General features: G+C 49.8%; 14 protein-coding genes. 8 read left to right on the forward strand and 6 right to left on the reverse strand.

Annotated elements, in window-relative coordinates; all coding sequences use genetic code 11:
* The first annotated feature begins 54 nt into the window (after nucleotides 1–54).
* Nucleotides 55–1,038 (forward strand): PstS family phosphate ABC transporter substrate-binding protein, encoded by a 984-nt coding sequence (locus L4D19_RS11885; protein WP_428452660.1) that lies wholly within the window; start codon nucleotides 55–57, stop codon nucleotides 1,036–1,038.
* Between the two features lie 23 nt (nucleotides 1,039–1,061).
* Here L4D19_RS11885 and ppx read toward each other — a convergent pair whose 3' ends face one another.
* The 3 genes from ppx to L4D19_RS11900 are packed head-to-tail and all read right to left on the reverse strand — an operon-like array spanning nucleotide 1,062 to nucleotide 5,214.
* Entirely contained in the window at nucleotides 1,062–2,561 is a 1,500-nt protein-coding gene (gene ppx, locus L4D19_RS11890) for an exopolyphosphatase (RefSeq protein ID WP_428452661.1), read from the reverse strand.
* Entirely contained in the window at nucleotides 2,554–4,650 is a 2,097-nt protein-coding gene (gene ppk1 / locus L4D19_RS11895; protein WP_428452662.1) for a polyphosphate kinase 1, read from the reverse strand. The genes ppx and ppk1 overlap by 8 nt, the downstream gene beginning before the upstream one ends.
* Before the next feature lie 60 nt (nucleotides 4,651–4,710).
* On the reverse strand, nucleotides 4,711–5,214 hold the full coding sequence (locus L4D19_RS11900; protein ID WP_428452663.1) for a glycine cleavage system transcriptional repressor: 504 nt from the start codon (nucleotides 5,212–5,214) through the stop codon (nucleotides 4,711–4,713).
* Between the two features lie 262 nt (nucleotides 5,215–5,476).
* Here L4D19_RS11900 and L4D19_RS11905 point away from each other — a divergent pair, with 262 nt between their 5' ends.
* The 4 genes from L4D19_RS11905 to phoU all read left to right on the forward strand — a co-directional run bounded on the left by L4D19_RS11905 (nucleotide 5,477) and on the right by phoU (nucleotide 10,937).
* On the forward strand, nucleotides 5,477–7,702 hold the full coding sequence (locus tag L4D19_RS11905; protein WP_428452664.1) for an ABC transporter permease subunit: 2,226 nt from the start codon (nucleotides 5,477–5,479) through the stop codon (nucleotides 7,700–7,702).
* A gap of 61 nt (nucleotides 7,703–7,763) precedes the next feature.
* Nucleotides 7,764–9,377, forward strand: coding sequence for a phosphate ABC transporter permease PstA (gene pstA / locus L4D19_RS11910; protein ID WP_428452665.1), 1,614 nt, complete (start codon nucleotides 7,764–7,766; stop codon nucleotides 9,375–9,377).
* A gap of 19 nt (nucleotides 9,378–9,396) precedes the next feature.
* On the forward strand, nucleotides 9,397–10,215 hold the full coding sequence (gene pstB, locus L4D19_RS11915; protein WP_075763620.1) for a phosphate ABC transporter ATP-binding protein PstB: 819 nt from the start codon (nucleotides 9,397–9,399) through the stop codon (nucleotides 10,213–10,215).
* A gap of 11 nt (nucleotides 10,216–10,226) precedes the next feature.
* Nucleotides 10,227–10,937 carry a phosphate signaling complex protein PhoU gene (gene phoU, locus L4D19_RS11920; protein WP_075763621.1) on the forward strand — a complete coding sequence of 237 codons (711 nt, stop codon included), beginning with the start codon at nucleotides 10,227–10,229 and terminating at the stop codon, nucleotides 10,935–10,937.
* A 21-nt stretch (nucleotides 10,938–10,958) separates the two neighbouring features.
* Here phoU and ppk2 read toward each other — a convergent pair whose 3' ends face one another.
* On the reverse strand, nucleotides 10,959–11,762 hold the full coding sequence (ppk2, locus tag L4D19_RS11925; RefSeq protein WP_428452666.1) for a polyphosphate kinase 2: 804 nt from the start codon (nucleotides 11,760–11,762) through the stop codon (nucleotides 10,959–10,961).
* A gap of 276 nt (nucleotides 11,763–12,038) precedes the next feature.
* Between ppk2 and L4D19_RS11930 the strand changes: the two genes are divergently transcribed.
* The gene (locus tag L4D19_RS11930) at nucleotides 12,039–13,538 is read left to right on the forward strand and encodes an alpha/beta hydrolase (protein WP_428452667.1); all 1,500 of its coding nucleotides are present in this window, start codon (nucleotides 12,039–12,041) and stop codon (nucleotides 13,536–13,538) included.
* 60 nt (nucleotides 13,539–13,598) lie between these two features.
* Here the strand turns inward: L4D19_RS11930 and L4D19_RS11935 are convergent, their stop codons facing one another.
* Nucleotides 13,599–14,342, reverse strand: coding sequence for a copper homeostasis protein CutC (locus L4D19_RS11935; RefSeq protein WP_428452668.1), 744 nt, complete (start codon nucleotides 14,340–14,342; stop codon nucleotides 13,599–13,601).
* 261 nt (nucleotides 14,343–14,603) lie between these two features.
* The gene (locus L4D19_RS11940) at nucleotides 14,604–15,212 is read right to left on the reverse strand and encodes a peroxiredoxin C (RefSeq protein ID WP_075763625.1); all 609 of its coding nucleotides are present in this window, start codon (nucleotides 15,210–15,212) and stop codon (nucleotides 14,604–14,606) included.
* A 131-nt stretch (nucleotides 15,213–15,343) separates the two neighbouring features.
* Here L4D19_RS11940 and L4D19_RS11945 point away from each other — a divergent pair, with 131 nt between their 5' ends.
* Both L4D19_RS11945 and aceB read left to right on the forward strand, forming a co-directional pair.
* A complete protein-coding gene (locus L4D19_RS11945; protein ID WP_075763626.1) occupies nucleotides 15,344–16,240 on the forward strand; it encodes a hydrogen peroxide-inducible genes activator in 897 nt (298 codons plus the stop codon).
* A gap of 601 nt (nucleotides 16,241–16,841) precedes the next feature.
* The gene (aceB, locus tag L4D19_RS11950; protein WP_428452669.1) at nucleotides 16,842–18,455 is read left to right on the forward strand and encodes a malate synthase A; all 1,614 of its coding nucleotides are present in this window, start codon (nucleotides 16,842–16,844) and stop codon (nucleotides 18,453–18,455) included.
* The last annotated feature ends 39 nt before the right edge of the window (nucleotides 18,456–18,494 follow it).

Genomic DNA, 18,494 nt, shown 5'->3' on the forward strand with positions numbered 1-18,494 from the left:
TTGTCGTTGCTGTTTCTAACGTTGTCACTACCTTGAGAGGGAATACCTGAACTTATGACAAGCCTGTACCGTAAACTTGGATATCTGCTGGCCCTGGTCGGTAGTCTGGCGGTTACTGCGGCCGATGACGAACTGGCTGAGTACCATAAGATCCGCGGTGTTTCCGGCACTTTGTCATCGGTTGGCTCGGATACGTTTGCCAACCTGATGACCTATTGGTCAGAAGAGTTCAAGCGGCTGTATCCGAATGTGAATGTACAGGTACAGGCGGCAGGTTCGTCAACGGCCCCGACGGCACTGACCGAGGCGACCGCTCAGCTCGGGCCGATGAGCCGGATGATGAAGGCCAAGGAAATCGAGGCGTTTGAGCATGAGTACGGCTATAAGCCGACGGCTGTCAGGGTGGCGATAGATGCGCTGGCTGTTTTTGTTCATGAAGATAACCCGTTGCAGGGGATCAGCTTTAACCAGCTTGACGCTATCTATTCACGAACGCTGCGTTGTGGTGGCACTGAGCCGATCACCCGCTGGGGACAGTTGGGCCTGACAGGAAACTGGTCTCATCGTGATATTCAGCTATTTGGCCGCAACTCGGTATCGGGCACCTATGGCTATTTTAAACAGCGTGCCCTGTGCCAGGGGGATTTTCGTAATAATGTTAACGAGCAGCCGGGCTCTGCATCAGTTGTGCAGTCGGTATCGAGCTCCCTGAACTCTATTGGCTATTCGGGCATAGGGTATAAAACCACGGGGATCCGGGCTATTCCTGTTGCCAGGGAAGAGGGCGGAGACTACGTTGAAGCCTCGATTGAAAACTCGCTTAACGGCAGTTATCCGCTGGCGCGCTACCTGTACATTTATGTCAACAAGCACCCGAACAAGCCAATGCCGCAATTGGAGGCCGAGTTCATTAAGTTCATCCTTTCGCGCTTTGGCCAGGATATGGTTGAAAAAGACGGCTATGTCCCGCTTTCAGCTGCCATCGTTTCGGCTGATTTGGCGCAGCTTGGGTTGAGCGACAGCGCTCAGCCAGACTAACCCAAGCTTAAGGGTTCCAGAGCTTAAGAGCTAATGGCCAACTGCCAGCCGGCTTTGCTCCAATACTCTTGTTCCTGCCGTAAATCAGCAGCCAGTAGCTTGTTACTGGCTTCCCAGTCTTCTGGTAGCGTAAGTTGCCAGCTTTCCTTGTTGGCTTCGACCATGATGTCCGGTAGCGGCTCCTCATTACGCTGGCCGTTAAGCGCCACAGCAAGGCGCAAGGTACGGATCAGCGGGTAGAGGTGCTTACGTTTGTAGATACTGAGCTCAGGCATCTCTTCCAGTTTGAGAGATTTGCGCTGAAAGCGAACCAGGGTCGCCAGCACTGTCTGTTGCTCGAGGTTAAATCCCGGCATGGTACTAAAGCGCAGCAGGTAGGCGGAATGGCGATGGAACCCGGGATAACTGATGCTAAGCCCGGCCTCATGGAGCAAGGCACCCCAGCCCAGCAGTGTCAGCAGCTCAGATTTGGTCAGCCCTGGCTGTGGCTCGATTTGGTTATAGAGATATTCGGCGGTGTCCTTGACCCGCTTGGCCTGAGCCATATCGACGTTATATTGGGCTGCCATCGCATCGGCAGTACGGGTGCGGATATCGCTGTGGCGAAACCGGTCTTCCATCTCATACAGCAGCCCTTCACGAAGCGCACCATCGGAAAAACGCATCTCGTCTATTTTCAATGAACTGAAAACCGCATCAAGGATGGCAACACCGGCGGCAAAAACCGGTTTGCGATCATCGCTCAGCCCCGGTAAATCTAACTCGTCGGCATTTTTGACGCTGAGTATTTTGTCAGTCAGCTGACCGAGACGTTTGCCGGTGATAATGCCGTCATTGTAGCCCTGACCGATCAGGACTTCCCGGATCGCCTTGATGGTGCCGGATGAACCAACGGCGTACTGCCAGCCTTTGTTGCGGTACTGGTTGGCAATGCTTTCCATTTTCTGCTGGGCAGCCAGCTTCGCTGTTGCCATGTTCTTGGCACTGATTTTCCCTTTGGCAAAGTAGTGCTGGTTGTAGCTGACACATCCCATATGTTTGCTATAGAGCAGGTGGGTATCGAAATCTTCGCCGATCACCAGTTCGGTACTACCGCCGCCGATATCAATCACCAGCTTGCGGCCTTTTTCCGGCTGGGTATGGGCGACGCCGAGATAAATCAGGCGGGCCTCTTCGGTACCCGGGATGATCTCGATGGGATAGGGGATGATGCTTTCGGCTCGCTTGAGGAACACATGGACATTTTGGGCCTGGCGTAAGGTATAGGTGGCAGCAATACGGACATTTTCCGGCTCGAAACCCTGCAGGCGCTCGGCAAACATGGCCAGGCAGTTGAGGCCGCGTTGGATCGCGGCCTGGTTGAGGTTGTGGTGTTCGTCGAGTCCGGAGGCTAGCTGAACTCGCTGCTTATGGCGGCTGATAATTTGCAGGCTTTGCCCGATCACTCGGGCAACAACCATGTGGAAGCTGTTAGAGCCAATATCGATAGCCGCTATCTCGCGTGGACGTGGATTATCAATCATTATTAACCATCGCTTTCTCAGCTTTTTTTCTGAGCTGTTTTTCGGAGTGCTTCAGGTAATCATAGATCGCAATTTGTGAACGGATCTTGCGACGGTTACCCCGGGGCACATATTGGTTGCTCATTTCTTTATCGATAACCCGTGCCTTGACCGTATCGGTTAGCTGGATATTCAGGATATCGATGATTCTCATTTTCAGTGCCGGATCCCGGATCGGACAGCCGACTTCTATTCGATTATCGATGTTACGGGTCATCCAGTCGGCCGATGAAATCATCACGTCCGGATCGCCGTTGTTCTCAAATACCACCACACGCGGGTGTTCGAGGAAACGGTCGACAATACTGATGGCCGTAATATTTTCACTGATCCCCTTGATGCCGGGGATCAGGGAGCACATCCCGCGAATGATCAGTTTAATGCTCACACCGGCACTACTGGCCTGATAAAGCATGTTAATCAAACCTTTATCGACCAGATTGTTCACCTTAAGTGTAATACCCGATGGCAAGTTTTGCTTGGCATGGGCAATCTCCCTGTCTATCAAATCATACAGTCGCGAGCGGGAGTTACGCGGCGAGACGATTAAATGATGGAATTTAACCGGGCGATAAGGGTTTTCGATGTACCCGAAGACCTGCCGCACCTCATTGGTAATTTCGTCGTCACAGGTCATCAGCGAGAAGTCGGTATAGAGTCGTGCTGTATTTTCATGGAAGTTACCGGTGCCGATATGGGCGTAGCGAACCAGCTTGTCACCTTCGCGCCGGGTGATCAGGCACAGTTTGGAGTGAATTTTCAGCCCCGGGACACCAAAGACAACGTGGACCCCGGCTTCGGTCAGGCGGCGGGCCCAGATGATGTTGGCTTCTTCGTCAAAGCGGGCCTGCAGCTCGACCACGACGGTTATCCGTTTGCCGTTATTGGCGGCATCTATCATCGACTCTATGATGCGGGAGTTTTTGGCCACCCGGTAGATATTGATTTTAATACCACGGACCTTGGGGTCGTAGGCTGCCTGGCGAACCAGCTCGGTCATGTGGTTAAAGGTATGGTACGGATAGTACAGCAGAATGTCCTGTGCCTTGATGGCGTCAAAGGCATTGCGGGCAGAGGAGAAGTGGTAGCTTTGGATCGGCGGCAGGGGCTTGTTTTCCAGATAGTTGCGACCGACATTGGGAAAGCCAATAAAGTCCTTGAAGTTATGGTACCGCCCGCCGGGAATAATACTGTCATAGCTGGAGACTTTCAGCAGCCCGCAGAGGACATCAATCATATCGCCTGGCATATCGCGCTGGTAGACGAAGCGAACCGGCATGGCCGTGAGGCGCTGGTTCAGACCTTCAGACATCTGTTCCAGCAAGCTGTGTTCCACTTCCAGACTGAGATCGTATTCGGCGTCCCGGGTCATCTTCATCGAGTAGGCGGCCAGGCTGTCGTATTCGAAGAAGCCGCTGAAGATATCGTCGAGACAAAAACGAATAATGTTATCAAGCAGGATAAGGGTTTTGCGTCTTTTCCCTTTCGCCTCGGGCAACTGGATAAAGCGCGGTAGCTGATCAGTCGGAATCTCGATCAGGGCATGGCCCTTCTTTTCTCCCTGCTGCATTTCGACGGTCAGGTAAGAATATTCGTCTTTGAGAAATTCAAGCAGATCGATATCCGGTGTGAGAAGGATGGGCGTGATATGGGGCAGAATTGCATTGCGGAAATATTTTCGAAGCCAGTTCTGCTGATGCTCGTCGAGCTGTTGCTCATTGACCAGGAAAATATGGCGCCGTGCCATTTCCAGCAAAATCTCGTTATAGAGGCTGTCGAAGTCCTGGTTGAGTTTCAGGACACGGCTCTGGATTTTGCTGAGTAGCTGTTTGGCACTGTCATCGCCGCCTTGTTCCTGGCTGATCAGTATCTGGCGTTTTACATCGGCAAAGCGAACTGAATAAAATTCATCGGTATTACTGGAGAAGATTCCAAGAAAACGGACGCGTTCAATCAGCGGCACGGATTTGTCTGCCGCCTCTTGAAGTACACGTTCGTTAAATGATAGCCAGCTTAATTCTTTTTCGATATAGAGAGATTCCGTACTCATTGTATTCCTATTAGATAAGCTATGGGCTAAAAGTTATGCCTCTTGTTAGTTGTTACCGATTTAGTTGTCGTCGACATCAATATTGAGATCATCAGACAGCTGTTCCAGCTCATCCTGAACAGTCTCCAGGGCCAGCTCAGATGGTAGCTCAAGCTGAAAATTTGCCGAGAAAATCGGGTAACCCCAGTTAGGTGCGCTTTGGGTATCAGTTTTGAGCTTATTGATATTGATCCCAAGCTGGTTGAGCTTGGCGGTGACTTCTTTGACGATGCCGAGACGATCGTTACCGGTGACGGTGAGATTGTGCAGCGTGGTGACCGGAACGGCCTTGCTGTCATCTTCGACAATATGGATTTGCAACCCATCCAGCTTCGACAGGCTCTGACTCAATACAGGGATATATTGGTCGGCGACTTCAATCTGCAAAATACCGGCAAACTGCCCGGCAAGTTTACTAAGGCTGCTGGCCAGCCAGTTACCGTGGTTCTGGTATACCGTGTCTGAGAGGGTCTCAACCAGGCCTGGTCGGTCTTTACCAATTACAGTAATAACGAGGTGCTTCATAACGACTTCCTTATTCGCAGTAGGCTTGTTCATTATGTGAGCATGTGCAATATCTGTCCAGAAGCAACGGGAGAACGGCCAATGAAATCAGTTAATAGTCATAAATCATTAAGACTAATGACCTTTTATTGCAATTTTATGTCACTCTAATAGATTAGCCCAAGGAATCGAAAGGAGTGTTGGCCTCACTCGTACTGGCTGTCATATAATTGTCATCTAAAAGAAATATTATTGATAAACGTATAAATCCTATGAGGTAATAATGGCAGACGCCAGCGCATTTTTGAGTGGGGACAGCCCTGGCCGCCGAGTTAAAGACAAGCTCGCACGCTATGGGGTAACCGCTGGTGGTATTTCTGTTCTTATTACGCTAGTCCTGATTTTCTTCTACCTGCTGTATGTGATCATGCCGATATTTGCCTCGGTCAACGTCACATCGAAGCAGGCATTCTCCATAGATTTTTCAGACAACCCTGCCGCTATTTATCTCAACGAGCAGAACAACATTGCCTATAGGATGTCCCTGCAGGGCAATTTGACCTTCATAAACCTTGCTCCGAAGAATGTCGGTGAACTTATGGGTGAGCATCAGCTTTTGGCAAGCCCTGTCAGCTTTGCCCGTACCCTGCCGAGTGAAGAAGTATTTGCCTATGGCGGCCGCTCTGGCGAAGTGGTGGTATTTAAACCCACTTTCAGGATTTCGTTTACAGGGGAGATGAAGCAGACGACACCGGATATTGCCTACCCGTTGGGAGTGAGTCCGCTGCAACTGGACCCTGACGGTCGCGCAATTAGCCAACTGGCGGTATCGGTGCGCGCCGAGCAGGCCGTCGTGGCTGGAGTAACGGCTGATCACCGGGTCAGGGTGATGACTTTCAGCCACCAGGATGCGCTGCCCGGTCAGGCATCGGATTGGCAGGTGATATCGTTCGGGATTGATGGATTGCCTGACACCATCAGTGCGCTGGCCGTAACACCGGATGCCCGCACGCTGTATGCGCTGAGCGGTAATAATTTGTATGTGGTGGCGCTGGACGGGGACAACTCGGCGATCCGCGATATCGTCGATGTCAGTTCGGCTCAGGGTAAACCGCAGCAGCTGACGCTATTGTCGGGCGCGAACTCCTTGTTAATCACAACCAGTGACAATGCAGTGTCGCAGTGGTTCGAAGTGCTTCGCGAGGGCAAGCGAACACTGGTGAAGGCGCGGCATTTTGCACTGCCTGTGAGCCCGGTGGTGCAGCTTGTTCCCGAGTATGCCCGCAAAGGCTTTTTTGCGGTACACCAAAGCGGCGAACTCTCGGCTTACTACACGACAATCAAAGGGCATATCTACAACGAGCCGTTGCTGGCTGAGGTACCCGACTGGGTTGCTATCTCTCCTCGGGCAGACCGTTTGCTGACCGTGAACGGTGATAGCTGGCAGCTATACAAGGTGGATAACCGCCACCCTGAAATCGGTTTTTCATCCCTGTGGGAGAAAATTTGGTATGAAGGCTATCCCGAGCCTGAATACGTCTGGCAATCGACATCCGCCAGTGATGAGTTCGAGCCGAAACTCAGTTTGGTGCCAGTCGTATTCGGTACCCTTAAAGCCGCCGTCTATGCGATGTTTTTCGCCATTCCGATGGCTTTGGCCGGGGCAATTTATACCGCTTATTTCATGTCTTCCAAAATGCGCCGGGTGATCAAGCCGACGGTCGAGATTATGGAGGCATTGCCGACGGTGATCCTGGGCTTTCTGGCCGGCATTTGGCTGGCCCCTATCGTTGAAGAGTACCTGCCCGGCATTGCAATGATCATTGTGGCCTTTCCCTTGATGATGATGCTGGTCGGGATCGGCTGGTCCCTGCTTCCGGGACCGTGGCGTCACCGCTTGCCAAACGGACTGCATATCATATTGCTGATGCCGGTGATTGTGCTGCTGGTTTATGCCTGCCTGGAAGTCAGCCCGTATGTCGAGCAATGGCTGTTTGATGGTGATATGCGTATGTACCTGACTAACGAGTGGGGTATAGGTTATGACCAGCGCAATACGCTTGTCGTCGGGATCGCGATGGGCTTTGCGGTGATCCCGACAATCTTTACGATTGCCGAAGATGCGATTTTTTCAGTACCGGGGCATTTAACCAGCGGTTCCTTGGCGCTGGGCGCGACACATTGGCAGACATTGACCCGTGTTGTGTTACTAACGGCCAGTCCGGGGATCTTTTCCGCCATTATGATGGGCCTTGGTCGAGCGGTTGGTGAAACCATGATTGTCCTGATGGCAACGGGCAATACTCCGATCATGGACTGGAACATACTGGAAGGTTTGCGGACGTTGTCGGCAACCATTGCGATTGAGATGCCGGAGACCGAGGTAGGCAGTTCGCACTACCGGGTATTGTTCCTGGCTGCGTTTGTGCTGTTTGTGTTTACCTTTATTTTCAATACGATAGCAGAACTGGTTCGTCAGCGACTAAGAGAAAAGTACAGCTCGCTGTAATGTGAGCACACACTAACTGACAGATAAAACTAACCGATAGATAAAATGAAAATGCAAAGTGATGGGTAATTGGTTTAAATCGGGCTCTCCATGGATATGGCTGACGGCTGGCGCAGTTAGCCTGAGCCTGGTTGCCGTGCTGGGATTGTTGCTATTGATAGGCTGGAAGGGGCTGAGCTACTTCTGGCCGGCACCTGTGTACCAGTTTGATGTTGATATCAATGGCAACAGGCAGGCCATTATCGGTGAAATCTATGAGACTAAGTCGGTCTCGGTACGCCAACTGGCAGAAGCCGGTGTGGATGTGTCGGCAATCGAGGGGGAGCGGGTCTTTCGCTACCTGATCAAAACCGGGAACCGTGAAAGGGTTGAACTCGATTTTATTACCCTGCTTGAGACGCAGATCACTAGCAAGATGCTGGCCGATGATATTGCCGTTATCGACCGGATCAAAAACGGTAAGTTTTATGGCTATCCGATTAGTTTTATCGATGATGGCCAGAGCAAGTCGCTTGCAGAACTGGAGCAAGGGCTGAAGGATGCCGATCGGGTTCGTGGTGAAATTGACTCGCTACTGAAAACGGATGTTGCGGCCATTAACCACCAGCTTGATCAGCTGCGTCAGCAAGAGCGTCGACAGGGTAAGCAGCCAGTTATTACGGATCAGCGGCTTCAGCTGGAACAGCGCTATGCTGATATAGAGCAGCGCATGCTGGCACTACGCAAGCTGCTGGACCAAGATGCGCTGCTGGTGCGCGATATGGCCGGTACCATGGTGAAACTGCCCCTGGAACAGGTGCTGGATATCTGGTACCCGAACAATTTAACGACAATAGAAAAAGTGGCTCACTGGGGGCGCCAGATTGGCAAATTTGTCAGCGAGGATCCCCGAGAGGCCAATACCGAGGGCGGGGTGTTCCCGGCAATTTTCGGCACTGTGTTTATGGTGCTGTTGATGAGTGTCATCGTCACCCCGCTAGGAGTAATGGCTGCCATCTATTTGCATGAGTACGCAGGGAAAAACCGGTTTACCAAGCTAATCAGGGTTGCCGTTATCAACCTGGCTGGTGTGCCGTCTATTGTCTACGGCGTATTTGGTCTGGGCTTTTTTGTTTATATGATCGGCGGAACGATTGACGAAATCTTTTTCTCTGATCAACTGCCGGCTCCCACTTTCGGTACACCGGGTATTTTATGGTCGGCCTTAACACTGGCTATTCTGACGCTGCCTGTTGTGATTGTCTCGACCGAGGAAGGTCTGGCCAGGATCCCGAGTTCGGTGCGTCACGGTTCGCTGGCGCTGGGCGCAACCCAGGCTGAGACCTTATGGCGAATCGTGTTACCGATGGCGAGCCCGGCTATAATGACAGGACTGATTCTGGCGGTCGCCAGAGCCGCGGGTGAAGTGGCCCCTTTGATGTTGGTCGGGGTAGTCAAAATGGCACCGACGTTACCGGTTGATAACCTTTTTCCCTATTTGCATCTGGATCGCAAGTTTATGCACCTTGGCTATCATATTTATGATGTCGGCTTTCAAAGTCCCAATGTTGAAGCTGCCCGGCCCTTGGTGTATGCCACTTCGTTTTTACTGGTGACGGTGATTGTAGGGCTAAACCTGACGGCGATTGGTATTCGAAACCACTTACGGGAAAAGTACCGCTCTTTGGAACAATAATGGGGATACAGTAACTTACATGTTTTCAATTAACTCGACCATGGGACTGTTTCAGCCTCAAGATTTAACCAAGTTACCCGAAGAGAAAACGGCCATGTCGATTGAGGGGCTCGATCTGCATTATGGCAAGCAACAGGCTCTGTATAATATCAATATGCGGATAGCCAAGGGGCAGGTTACTTCGTTTATCGGTCCGTCCGGTTGCGGTAAGTCGACCTTGTTGCGTTGTATCAACCGGATGAACGAGCTGGTCGAGGGCTGCACCGTCGAAGGTAAAATCATGCTCCATGGGCAGAACATCTATGACAGCAAGGTGGATGTGGCATCTTTGCGCCGTCGGGTCGGTATGGTATTCCAGCGGCCGAACCCGTTTCCTAAATCCATCTATGAGAATGTGATTTATGGCTTGCGCCTTCAGGGGATCAAAGAGCGCCGTGTGCTTGATGATGCTGTCGAAAACTCGCTGCGTGGTGCGGCATTGTGGGATGAGGTCAAAGACCGCCTCCATGAGAATGCCTTTGGGCTCTCGGGAGGACAGCAGCAGCGCCTGGTGATAGCCCGGGCGATAGCGATTGAACCGGAAGTCTTGTTGCTGGATGAGCCGACCTCGGCTCTGGATCCGATCTCGACCCTGACCATCGAAGAGCTGATCAATGAGCTTAAGACTAAGTACACGGTGATAATTGTTACCCATAACATGCAGCAGGCCGCGCGGGTGTCGGATAACACGGCATTTATGCATATGGGCGAGCTGGTGGAATATGCCAATACCAATGATATTTTCACCACGCCCAAAGAGAAACGAACAGAAGACTACATCACTGGTCGATACGGTTAAGGAACCAAATCATGTTGGATAATTTAAGTCTTGGCCGTCATATTTCCGGCCAGTTTAATGCGGAGCTGGAAAGTATCCGTACCCATGTGCTGGCAATGGGTGGCTTGGTCGAGCAGCAACTGGCCGATGCACTCAAGGCGATGCACAAGCAGGACGCCGAGCTGGCCAAGCGGGTGATCAAAGATGATCACAAGGTCAACGCGATGGAAGTGGCGATTGATGAAGCCTGCACCCGGATCATTGCCAAGCGTCAGCCGACAGCCAGTGATCTACGCCTGGTGATTGCGATCATCAAGACCATTACCGATCTTGAGCGGATCGGTGATGTTGCAGAAAGTATTGCCAAGGTGGCATTGGAGAACTTCACCAACAAGCAATATAACTTGTTGGTATCACTGGAAGCGCTGGGACAGCATGCCGTAAGAATGCTGCACGAGGTGCTGGACGCTTTTGCTCGGATGGATGTTAAGGCGGCCATTGAAGTCTATCAGGAAGATGATCGGATTGACCGCGAATACGAAGCCATTATTCGTCAGTTAATGACTTATATGATGGAAGATCCGCGTTCAATCCCGAATGTACTGCAGGTGATGTGGTCAGCCCGATCCATCGAACGGGTCGGTGATCGATGCCAGAATATCTGCGAATACATTATCTATTTCGTCAAAGGCAAGGATATCCGTCATACCAGCCAGGAAGAGATTGAGAGCATTCTGAAATAACGTTGCCTAGTGTTGTCTGGCTTAGTCTTTACTAAACAGGTTCGGGACAAAAGTCTGGCTGTCTGCCGGTGCCCTGACATACCCTTCTTTGTTGACCTCGGGGAGATCGATATGAGGGTAGTGGATCTCTTCATAGGGAATGTGGGACAGCAAATGGGAAATACAGTTGATGCGCGCTTTTTTCTTATCATCGGCATCAACGACCCACCATGGACACTGTTTGGTATCGGTATAGGCAAACATACGGTCCTTGGCCGCTGAATACTCTGCCCAGCGATCGCGGGATTCAAGATCCATCGGGCTGAACTTCCAGCGTTTTATTGGCGTATGTATACGCTCAAGGAAGCGGGCCTCTTGTTCTTCGTCTGATACCGAGAACCAGTATTTCAGCAAAATGATCCCTGAGCGCTGTAGCATGCGCTCAAACTCCGGGCATGAACGGAGAAACTCTTCGTATTCATTGTCGGTGCAAAAGCCCATGACTTTTTCGACTCCGGCACGGTTATACCAGCTTCGATCAAACAGAACCATTTCACCGGCCGAAGGCAGATGAGCGACATAGCGCTGAAAGTACCATTGGGTTTTCTCTTTCTCGGTCGGAGCCGGCAAGGCAACAATGCGACAAACCCGAGGATTAAGCTTTTCGGTGATCCGTTTGATCACGCCGCCTTTCCCAGCGGCATCTCGGCCTTCAAAAAGAACCACCACCTTTAACCCGCTGTGCTTTATCCATTCTTGCAGTTTAACGAGTTCAACCTGTAGGCGTTTTAGTTCATCTTCATAGTCTTTCTTCTTGAGCTTTTTTACAGTTCTGTCAGAGGTCATTCTGCACTCCGTTTGCTGGTGACTTTATTGTTTTACTTCTTAAGAATAATGCTGAATTAAAAAGATGACGAGTGAACTTGTTCCCGGTTACTGGCTTGCTTGCTTCTTGTTCCGTGAAATGTGATCAAAGGAAAGAATATTTGGATTGATATATTATCTCTCGAGATATTCGGGCGGTCTTTTATTGATATTTATAGCCAATCATGCTCATATGCTCATCTAAAAAATAAATGTTCAATTTGTTGATAAAAAAGAAAAAATAAAAAAGGAATAAAGATGTACAGGAAAACGCTAGGGTTATTGGTTAGTCTTTTGTTGGCAGGGTGCGGTGGTGGAGGTGATAACCAGTTTGCCAGGAATAATAATCCGACACAGAGCTGCCCTTCGAATATGGCTTGTGGCTTCATGAAAGCGCCTAAAGACTATAACAATCCTAATGGTGAGCAGGTTGATATTTACTATGGAGTGCATAAAGCATTGGATCCTGCCAACAGAATTGGTGCGTTGCTGCTTAACTTCGGAGGTCCGAGTGCGGAGGCGGTGGGTGGGGCTGGGTACATGGTCGAGAAGGAATTGCCAAAGGAAATCCTGGATCGTTTTGATATTGTTGGCATGGATCCTCGCGGTACCGGTCAGAGTGCTTTTGCCAAAGAGTTAACTGACTGTGCCGTTGCGCAAAGCAATAAACAGGGCGATTGTTCTGCTACTTATTCTCAAGTTGCGCCATTTTTAGGTAGTAACACTGTTGTGAAAGATATGGATATGCTGCGGAACCTGCTCGGTGATGAAAAGCTGACGTTCCTGGGTTATTCATACGGTACTCGGCTTGGTTCACTGTATGCGTACACTTTCCCTGAAAGAGTGCGTGCAATTGTACTTGATTCACCGATGTCGCCGATGGCTGAGAATAATGTTGAGCTAAGAGTCGGTAATACTGCCGGGTATGATAAAGTGGCGGCTTTCCGTTTAGACTATGCAACCTATCCTAACCGGGAAACTCGTTATCAAGGTATTGCCAGCGTACTGTATTCTTCAGCCCAGTCGTATACAGCCAATGATGGCAAAGCATTGAGTAAGAGTGATGGCGCTTATGTGATGGATTATACAGTTGCTCGTGATTCATCTCGTAAGAAAGAATGGCCAGGTATTCGTAATGGGCTTAAAGAGTTATTGGATAATGACAATCTAGCTCAGCTAAAAGGGGAGCTTTCGGTTGTTCGTGCCAATGCGAAAAAGTCAGGTTATTCAAATTGGAACGATGCATTACGTGGTGGCGCTTTGTTTAAGGCCGTGGTCTGTACTGATGAAAGGCTGCCGTTATCAGAAAACGAAATGCTGGCATCCGAGGTAGACTATCAAAATGCGTCTGCTCTCTTTGGGGGGAAGACCTATACTGAGACGGCTAAACTTTGTAATGGTTGGTCGGCACCGCGCGATCCTATTGCGCAAGTTACTGACATGGCCCCAGCTCTGGGCGGAAAGCAGATTTTGATTATTGGTGGCCTGTATGATCCCGCAACACCATACACCTGGACTGAGGAGATGGTTGCGAGCTTTGGGGCTTCGGCCTCAAAGATAACCGTTGATAATTATGTCGACCATGGTTTCAGTTACAGCAATATTAGCTGTGTTGACCAAAAGACGACAGCATATCTACTGGACCCGGATACCAAGATTGCAGATGAGACATGTGATGCAAGCGCACTTTCACAGAATAAGTCATTTATGATTGCTCCTGACACTTCGCATCCTGCCAAAGATGTTATTGGTTGGTAATTAAAGCGGATAACAAGTTAGTCAAACAGCCTGCCCTAGCGCAGGCTGTTTACATTGCAGTTATTTTTTTAGAGAGCGAATGACTGCCGCAATTTTTTCTGCGGAGGTAACGGGGATTGTAAAGTCATCGACACTGCTGCTGCCCATATGTGCCTGATTCACATATTGAAGCATCTGGCTTGGACGGGTATTTTTCCCTGATAGGTGTATTTCCTTTACCCCACTTTTTCGAACAATCTCGGCAACATTGCCTGACGTGATACCGGCCCCCGCCATAATACTGAGATTGGAGCCACAGTAGTTGACCATCTGAGCCATCATGTCAGCGCCGTCTCTGGCATTGGCTTGTAAACCGGAGGTAAGTACTCGCTCGCAGCCTGCGCTCATGATGCTATCGAGGGCGGTCATCGGGTCAATGCACTGGTCAATAGCACGGTGGAAGGTCACTCCCAACCCGCCGGCTTCTTTTATCAAACTGCACAAGCAGTCTTCGTCCACCAGGCTGTGGGCATCGAGCACACCGACGACGACACCTTGCAAACCCGCTTGCTTGGCGGCATGAATATCAGCCAGCATGATTTCTATATCATCACTCGAAAATAAAAAATCCCCCTGGCGTGGCCGAATCATGGCATAGACGGGAATAGAGGCGTGCCTGGCTGCTTGTTTCATAAAGCCGATACTTGGAGTTAGACCACCAAGTGCAAGAGACGAGCAGAGCTCGATACGTGTTGCGCCGCCTTGCTGGGCGTAATGCAGCGATTCGATATTATCGATACAAACTTCTAGGTGTTGAATTTTCATGACGGTTAATCAGGGCTGTAGATGATGGAAGCAGTGTAGTGGATATTTGCTTGCCGGAGGATTAATCAGATCAACAATATGAAGAGATAAGAGATAAGAGATAAGAGATAAGAGATAAGAGATAAGAGATAAGAGATAAGAGAAATAAAAAGGGCCCGGTGTGTCCGGGCCTCATTCTATTTTTGCCTATTGGCTGACTTTGGCTTTACGCTATTGCGTTTGTTGCCTAATTAACACCGTGAGCATGGTGTTAATGGGTAATTACTTACCTAGGTCTGCAGTGTGCTCAGATAGGTAGTCAGCAACGCCTTTTGGCGATGCATCCATACCAGCTTTGCCTTCTTCCCACTGTGCAGGGCAAACTTCACCGTTCTTCTGGTGGAAGTTTAGTGCGTCAACCATGCGTAGCATTTCATCGATGTTACGGCCTAGTGGTAGGTCGTTAACTACTTGGTGACGTACAAGACCGTCTTCGTCGATTAGGAAAGAACCGCGGAAAGCAACGCCTGCTTCTGGGTGCTCTACATCGTACGCTTTGCAGATTTCGTGCTTAACATCAGCGATTAGAGGGTACTTAACCTGACCGATACCGCCGTCTTCAACAGCAGTGTTACGCCATGCATTGTGAGAGAACTGAGAATCGATAGAAACACCGATTACTTCAACGCCTTTTGCCTGGAAATCTTCGAAACGCTTGTCGAAAGCGATTAGCTCAGATGGGCAAACGAAAGTGAAGTCTAGTGGGTAGAAGAAAACTACCGCTTTCTTACCTTTAGTAAACTCTGCAAAGTTGAAGTTATCAACGATTTCGCCGTTACCTAGAACAGCTGCAGCAGTAAAATCTGGTGCTTGACGACCTACTAGTACCATTATGGTGCTCCTGAAATATTCGGTTGTTGCCGACCTTCTTGGTTGGCTCCGTGTTTGGACGAGACAAACTATAACGAAACTGTTAGATTGGAAAAAGCGGAATAAATAGATTGATGTAATCGAAAAATACGATGAATAAATTTCCTTCTCTCAAGCAGCTACATTACTTAGTCACTTTATTTGAAACTCGTCACTTTGGCGAAGCTGCCAAGAAGTGCTTTGTCAGTCAGTCGACATTGAGCTCGGGAGTGCAGAACCTCGAGGAACTCATCGGTTGCCAGCTTATCGAGCGTGATAATAAGTCTCTGGTGTTTACCTCTATGGGTGAAGACGTAGTGATCCGAAGCCGGGAACTGCTTGCCCGCAGTCAGGACTTGATGGAACTGTCAAATTGTACCGGTGACGGTATGGACGGTCAGCTGCGGGTCGGCTGTATTCCCACCATTGCTCCTTTCTTATTGTGTGACCTTGTCCAGGAAGTGAACCGCCTGCACCCAAGCCTTAACCTGTTATTGCGTGAAGATACGACCACCAACCTGCTGGCTGCCCTCCGCAATGGCGAGATGGACGTACTGATATTGGCACTGCCAGTTGAAATCAACGGAATGCACAGTCAGACAGTGGGGCGTGATGCCTTCAAGATGGTTATCAGCAAGAATCAGGCGGAGCAGGTCAATGTGCCGTTACGCTATGCGGACTTACCGGATGAGTCGGTCTTTTTGCTAGAGAAAGAGCACTGCCTGACTGAGCACGCAGTTTCTGCCTGTAAGCTGACCAGTAAGGAGAAGATAAATCCGTTTACAGCCACTAGCCTACATACCTTAGTTCAAATGGTTGCGAATGGATTGGGGACGACCTTCATTCCACAGATGGCCATCGATCATGGGATTTTGGATAATCAGAACCTGGTGATCATTGAACCGCCTGGCCAGGAGGCTTACCGAGAAATCGGCCTTGTCTGGCGTCCTACCTCGAGCCGCAGTCGTACCTTCCATCGACTTGCCGAGATTGTTGAGGGGCTTTTGTAGCCTTACCGACAATGTGCTGGCAGATTTTTCGTTCTGTCAGCACTTTGTTCTAAATCCCGCACTTCCAGCGATATATTTAAATCCCTTTTTTTCCTTTGTAAACAAGGCGTTTTGTAGGTTTATTCTGTTTCGTTTTGCGAATAAATGAAATTGATTGATTACGCAACTATTCCACCAATGTATAAAAATGGTTTCACACTGTCGAATAACTGGTTGTTATTTAATCGATAGTAGCCTGCGTTTAGCTCATTGCCATGTTTGAAACGCCTTTTTACACAGAGGTTTGAATTGGTCTGTTTTGTAATTAAATTACGTAACTGGTTACATTTTGCTACTGATTTGCCTTTCCTGATAAAAACCGAGTATTTCCCTGAAAATTGTTTTAATTCAGTGTTTTGAGTTATTGCTCTATTTTGATTAAGTTGTTGATTTTAATGGGTTAGATGGTCAATGTTCTTTAGCCTCATAAACAGGATTATTTGCAATTGCCAATTTGTTGCGGCAACGTAAATAAAGCGTTAAGACAACGGGTGTCAGAATAACCCTGATACTGACTGCTGATAAAAGTGGTGATTAAGTTACAGCTGCAAGGGAGCGAAAAATGACGGATACACAAACGCCACCTAACCATGAAGTAAAGCTATCTCTGCAAACGCTATTAACTGAGCAGCAGAAAGAGATTTTAAGTGAAGATGCCTTTCAGTTCGTGGAGCGATTGGTGCAGCGCTTTGCGTCACGTATCCCGGAGCTGATGGCTGCCCGAGAGCGTCGTCAGCTGGCTATAGATGCCGGCGGCTTACCGGACTTTCTTGAAGATACCGCTGATATTCGCGCTGGGAATTGGACCATCCGTAATATCCCGGACGATCTCCAGGATCGCCGGGTTGAAATTACCGGGCCGGTTGATCGCAAGATGGTGATCAATGCTCTCAATGCCAACGTCAAAGTGTTCATGGCTGACTTTGAAGACTCGTTTGCACCGGCTTGGGATGAAGTATTGGAAGGCCAGCGAAACCTGCGCGATGCCGTCAACGGCACGATTGCCTATACCAATCCGAAAACAGGGAAGGAGTATCAGCTCCGTGATGATCCGGCTGTTTTGATTTGCCGGGTCCGGGGTCTGCACCTGCCGGAGAAGCACCTGTTGTGGCAGGGCGAGCCAATTCCCGGATCTTTATTTGATTTTGCCTTGTACTTTTACCATAACTACAAGCAGTTATTGGCAAAAGGCAGCGGTCCTTACTTTTATCTTCCCAAGCTGCAGGCCTACCAGGAGGCAGCGTGGTGGAGCGATGTATTTAGCTTTACCGAAGATGAGTTTGGTTTGCCGCGAGGGACGATAAAAGCCACGGTGTTGATAGAAACGCTGCCGGCGGTATTTGAGATGGATGAGATCCTATACAGCCTGAAAGATCATATTGTCGGTCTGAACTGCGGGCGCTGGGACTATATCTTTAGCTACATCAAAACACTGCGAAACCACCCGGATCGGATTTTGCCGGACCGCCAGGTGGTGACGATGGAGAAACCGTTTCTGAACGCATATTCCCGGTTGCTGGTCCGTACCTGTCACCGCCGAGGCGCGTTTGCAATGGGAGGAATGGCCGCCTTTATCCCGTCGAAAGATCCGGAGCGCAATGAATGGGTGCTCAACAAGATCCAGACCGACAAGGCACTGGAAGCCAACAACGGCCATGACGGCACCTGGGTTGCCCATCCCGGCCTGGCGGATACGGCCCGTGCCATTTTCGATGACACATTGGGCACAAGGCAAAACCAGCTGGATGTCAGTCGCGAAGATGACGCGCCGATTACTGCTGAGGAATTATTGGCACCGTGTGACGGGGACCGGACCGACGAGGGCATGCGTCATAACATTCGAGTTGCGGTGCAATACATTGAAGCCTGGATTTCCGGCAACGGCTGCGTGCCAATTTATGGTCTGATGGAAGATGCTGCTACAGCGGAAATCTCCCGGGCGTCGATCTGGCAGTGGATCAAGCACGGCAAGGCATTGAGCAATGGGGAAGTGGTTACCAACTCCTTATTTGAACAGATGCTAAGCGAAGAAATGGTCGTGCTCGAACAGGAGTTGGGCACTGACATGTTCAATCAGGGGCAATACCAGGAAGCGGCGATGTTGATGTCGCAGCTAACGACCAGTGACGAGCTCGTGAACTTCCTGACCTTGCCAGGTTATGAGTATCTGAAGTAGCAGAATGACAGTAAAAAACGGGCAACTGCTTGTTGTGTT

Origin of the sequence: Photobacterium kasasachensis (genome assembly GCF_050336885.1) — a bacterium.
Taxonomy (GTDB): Bacteria; Pseudomonadota; Gammaproteobacteria; order Enterobacterales; family Vibrionaceae; genus Photobacterium; species Photobacterium kasasachensis.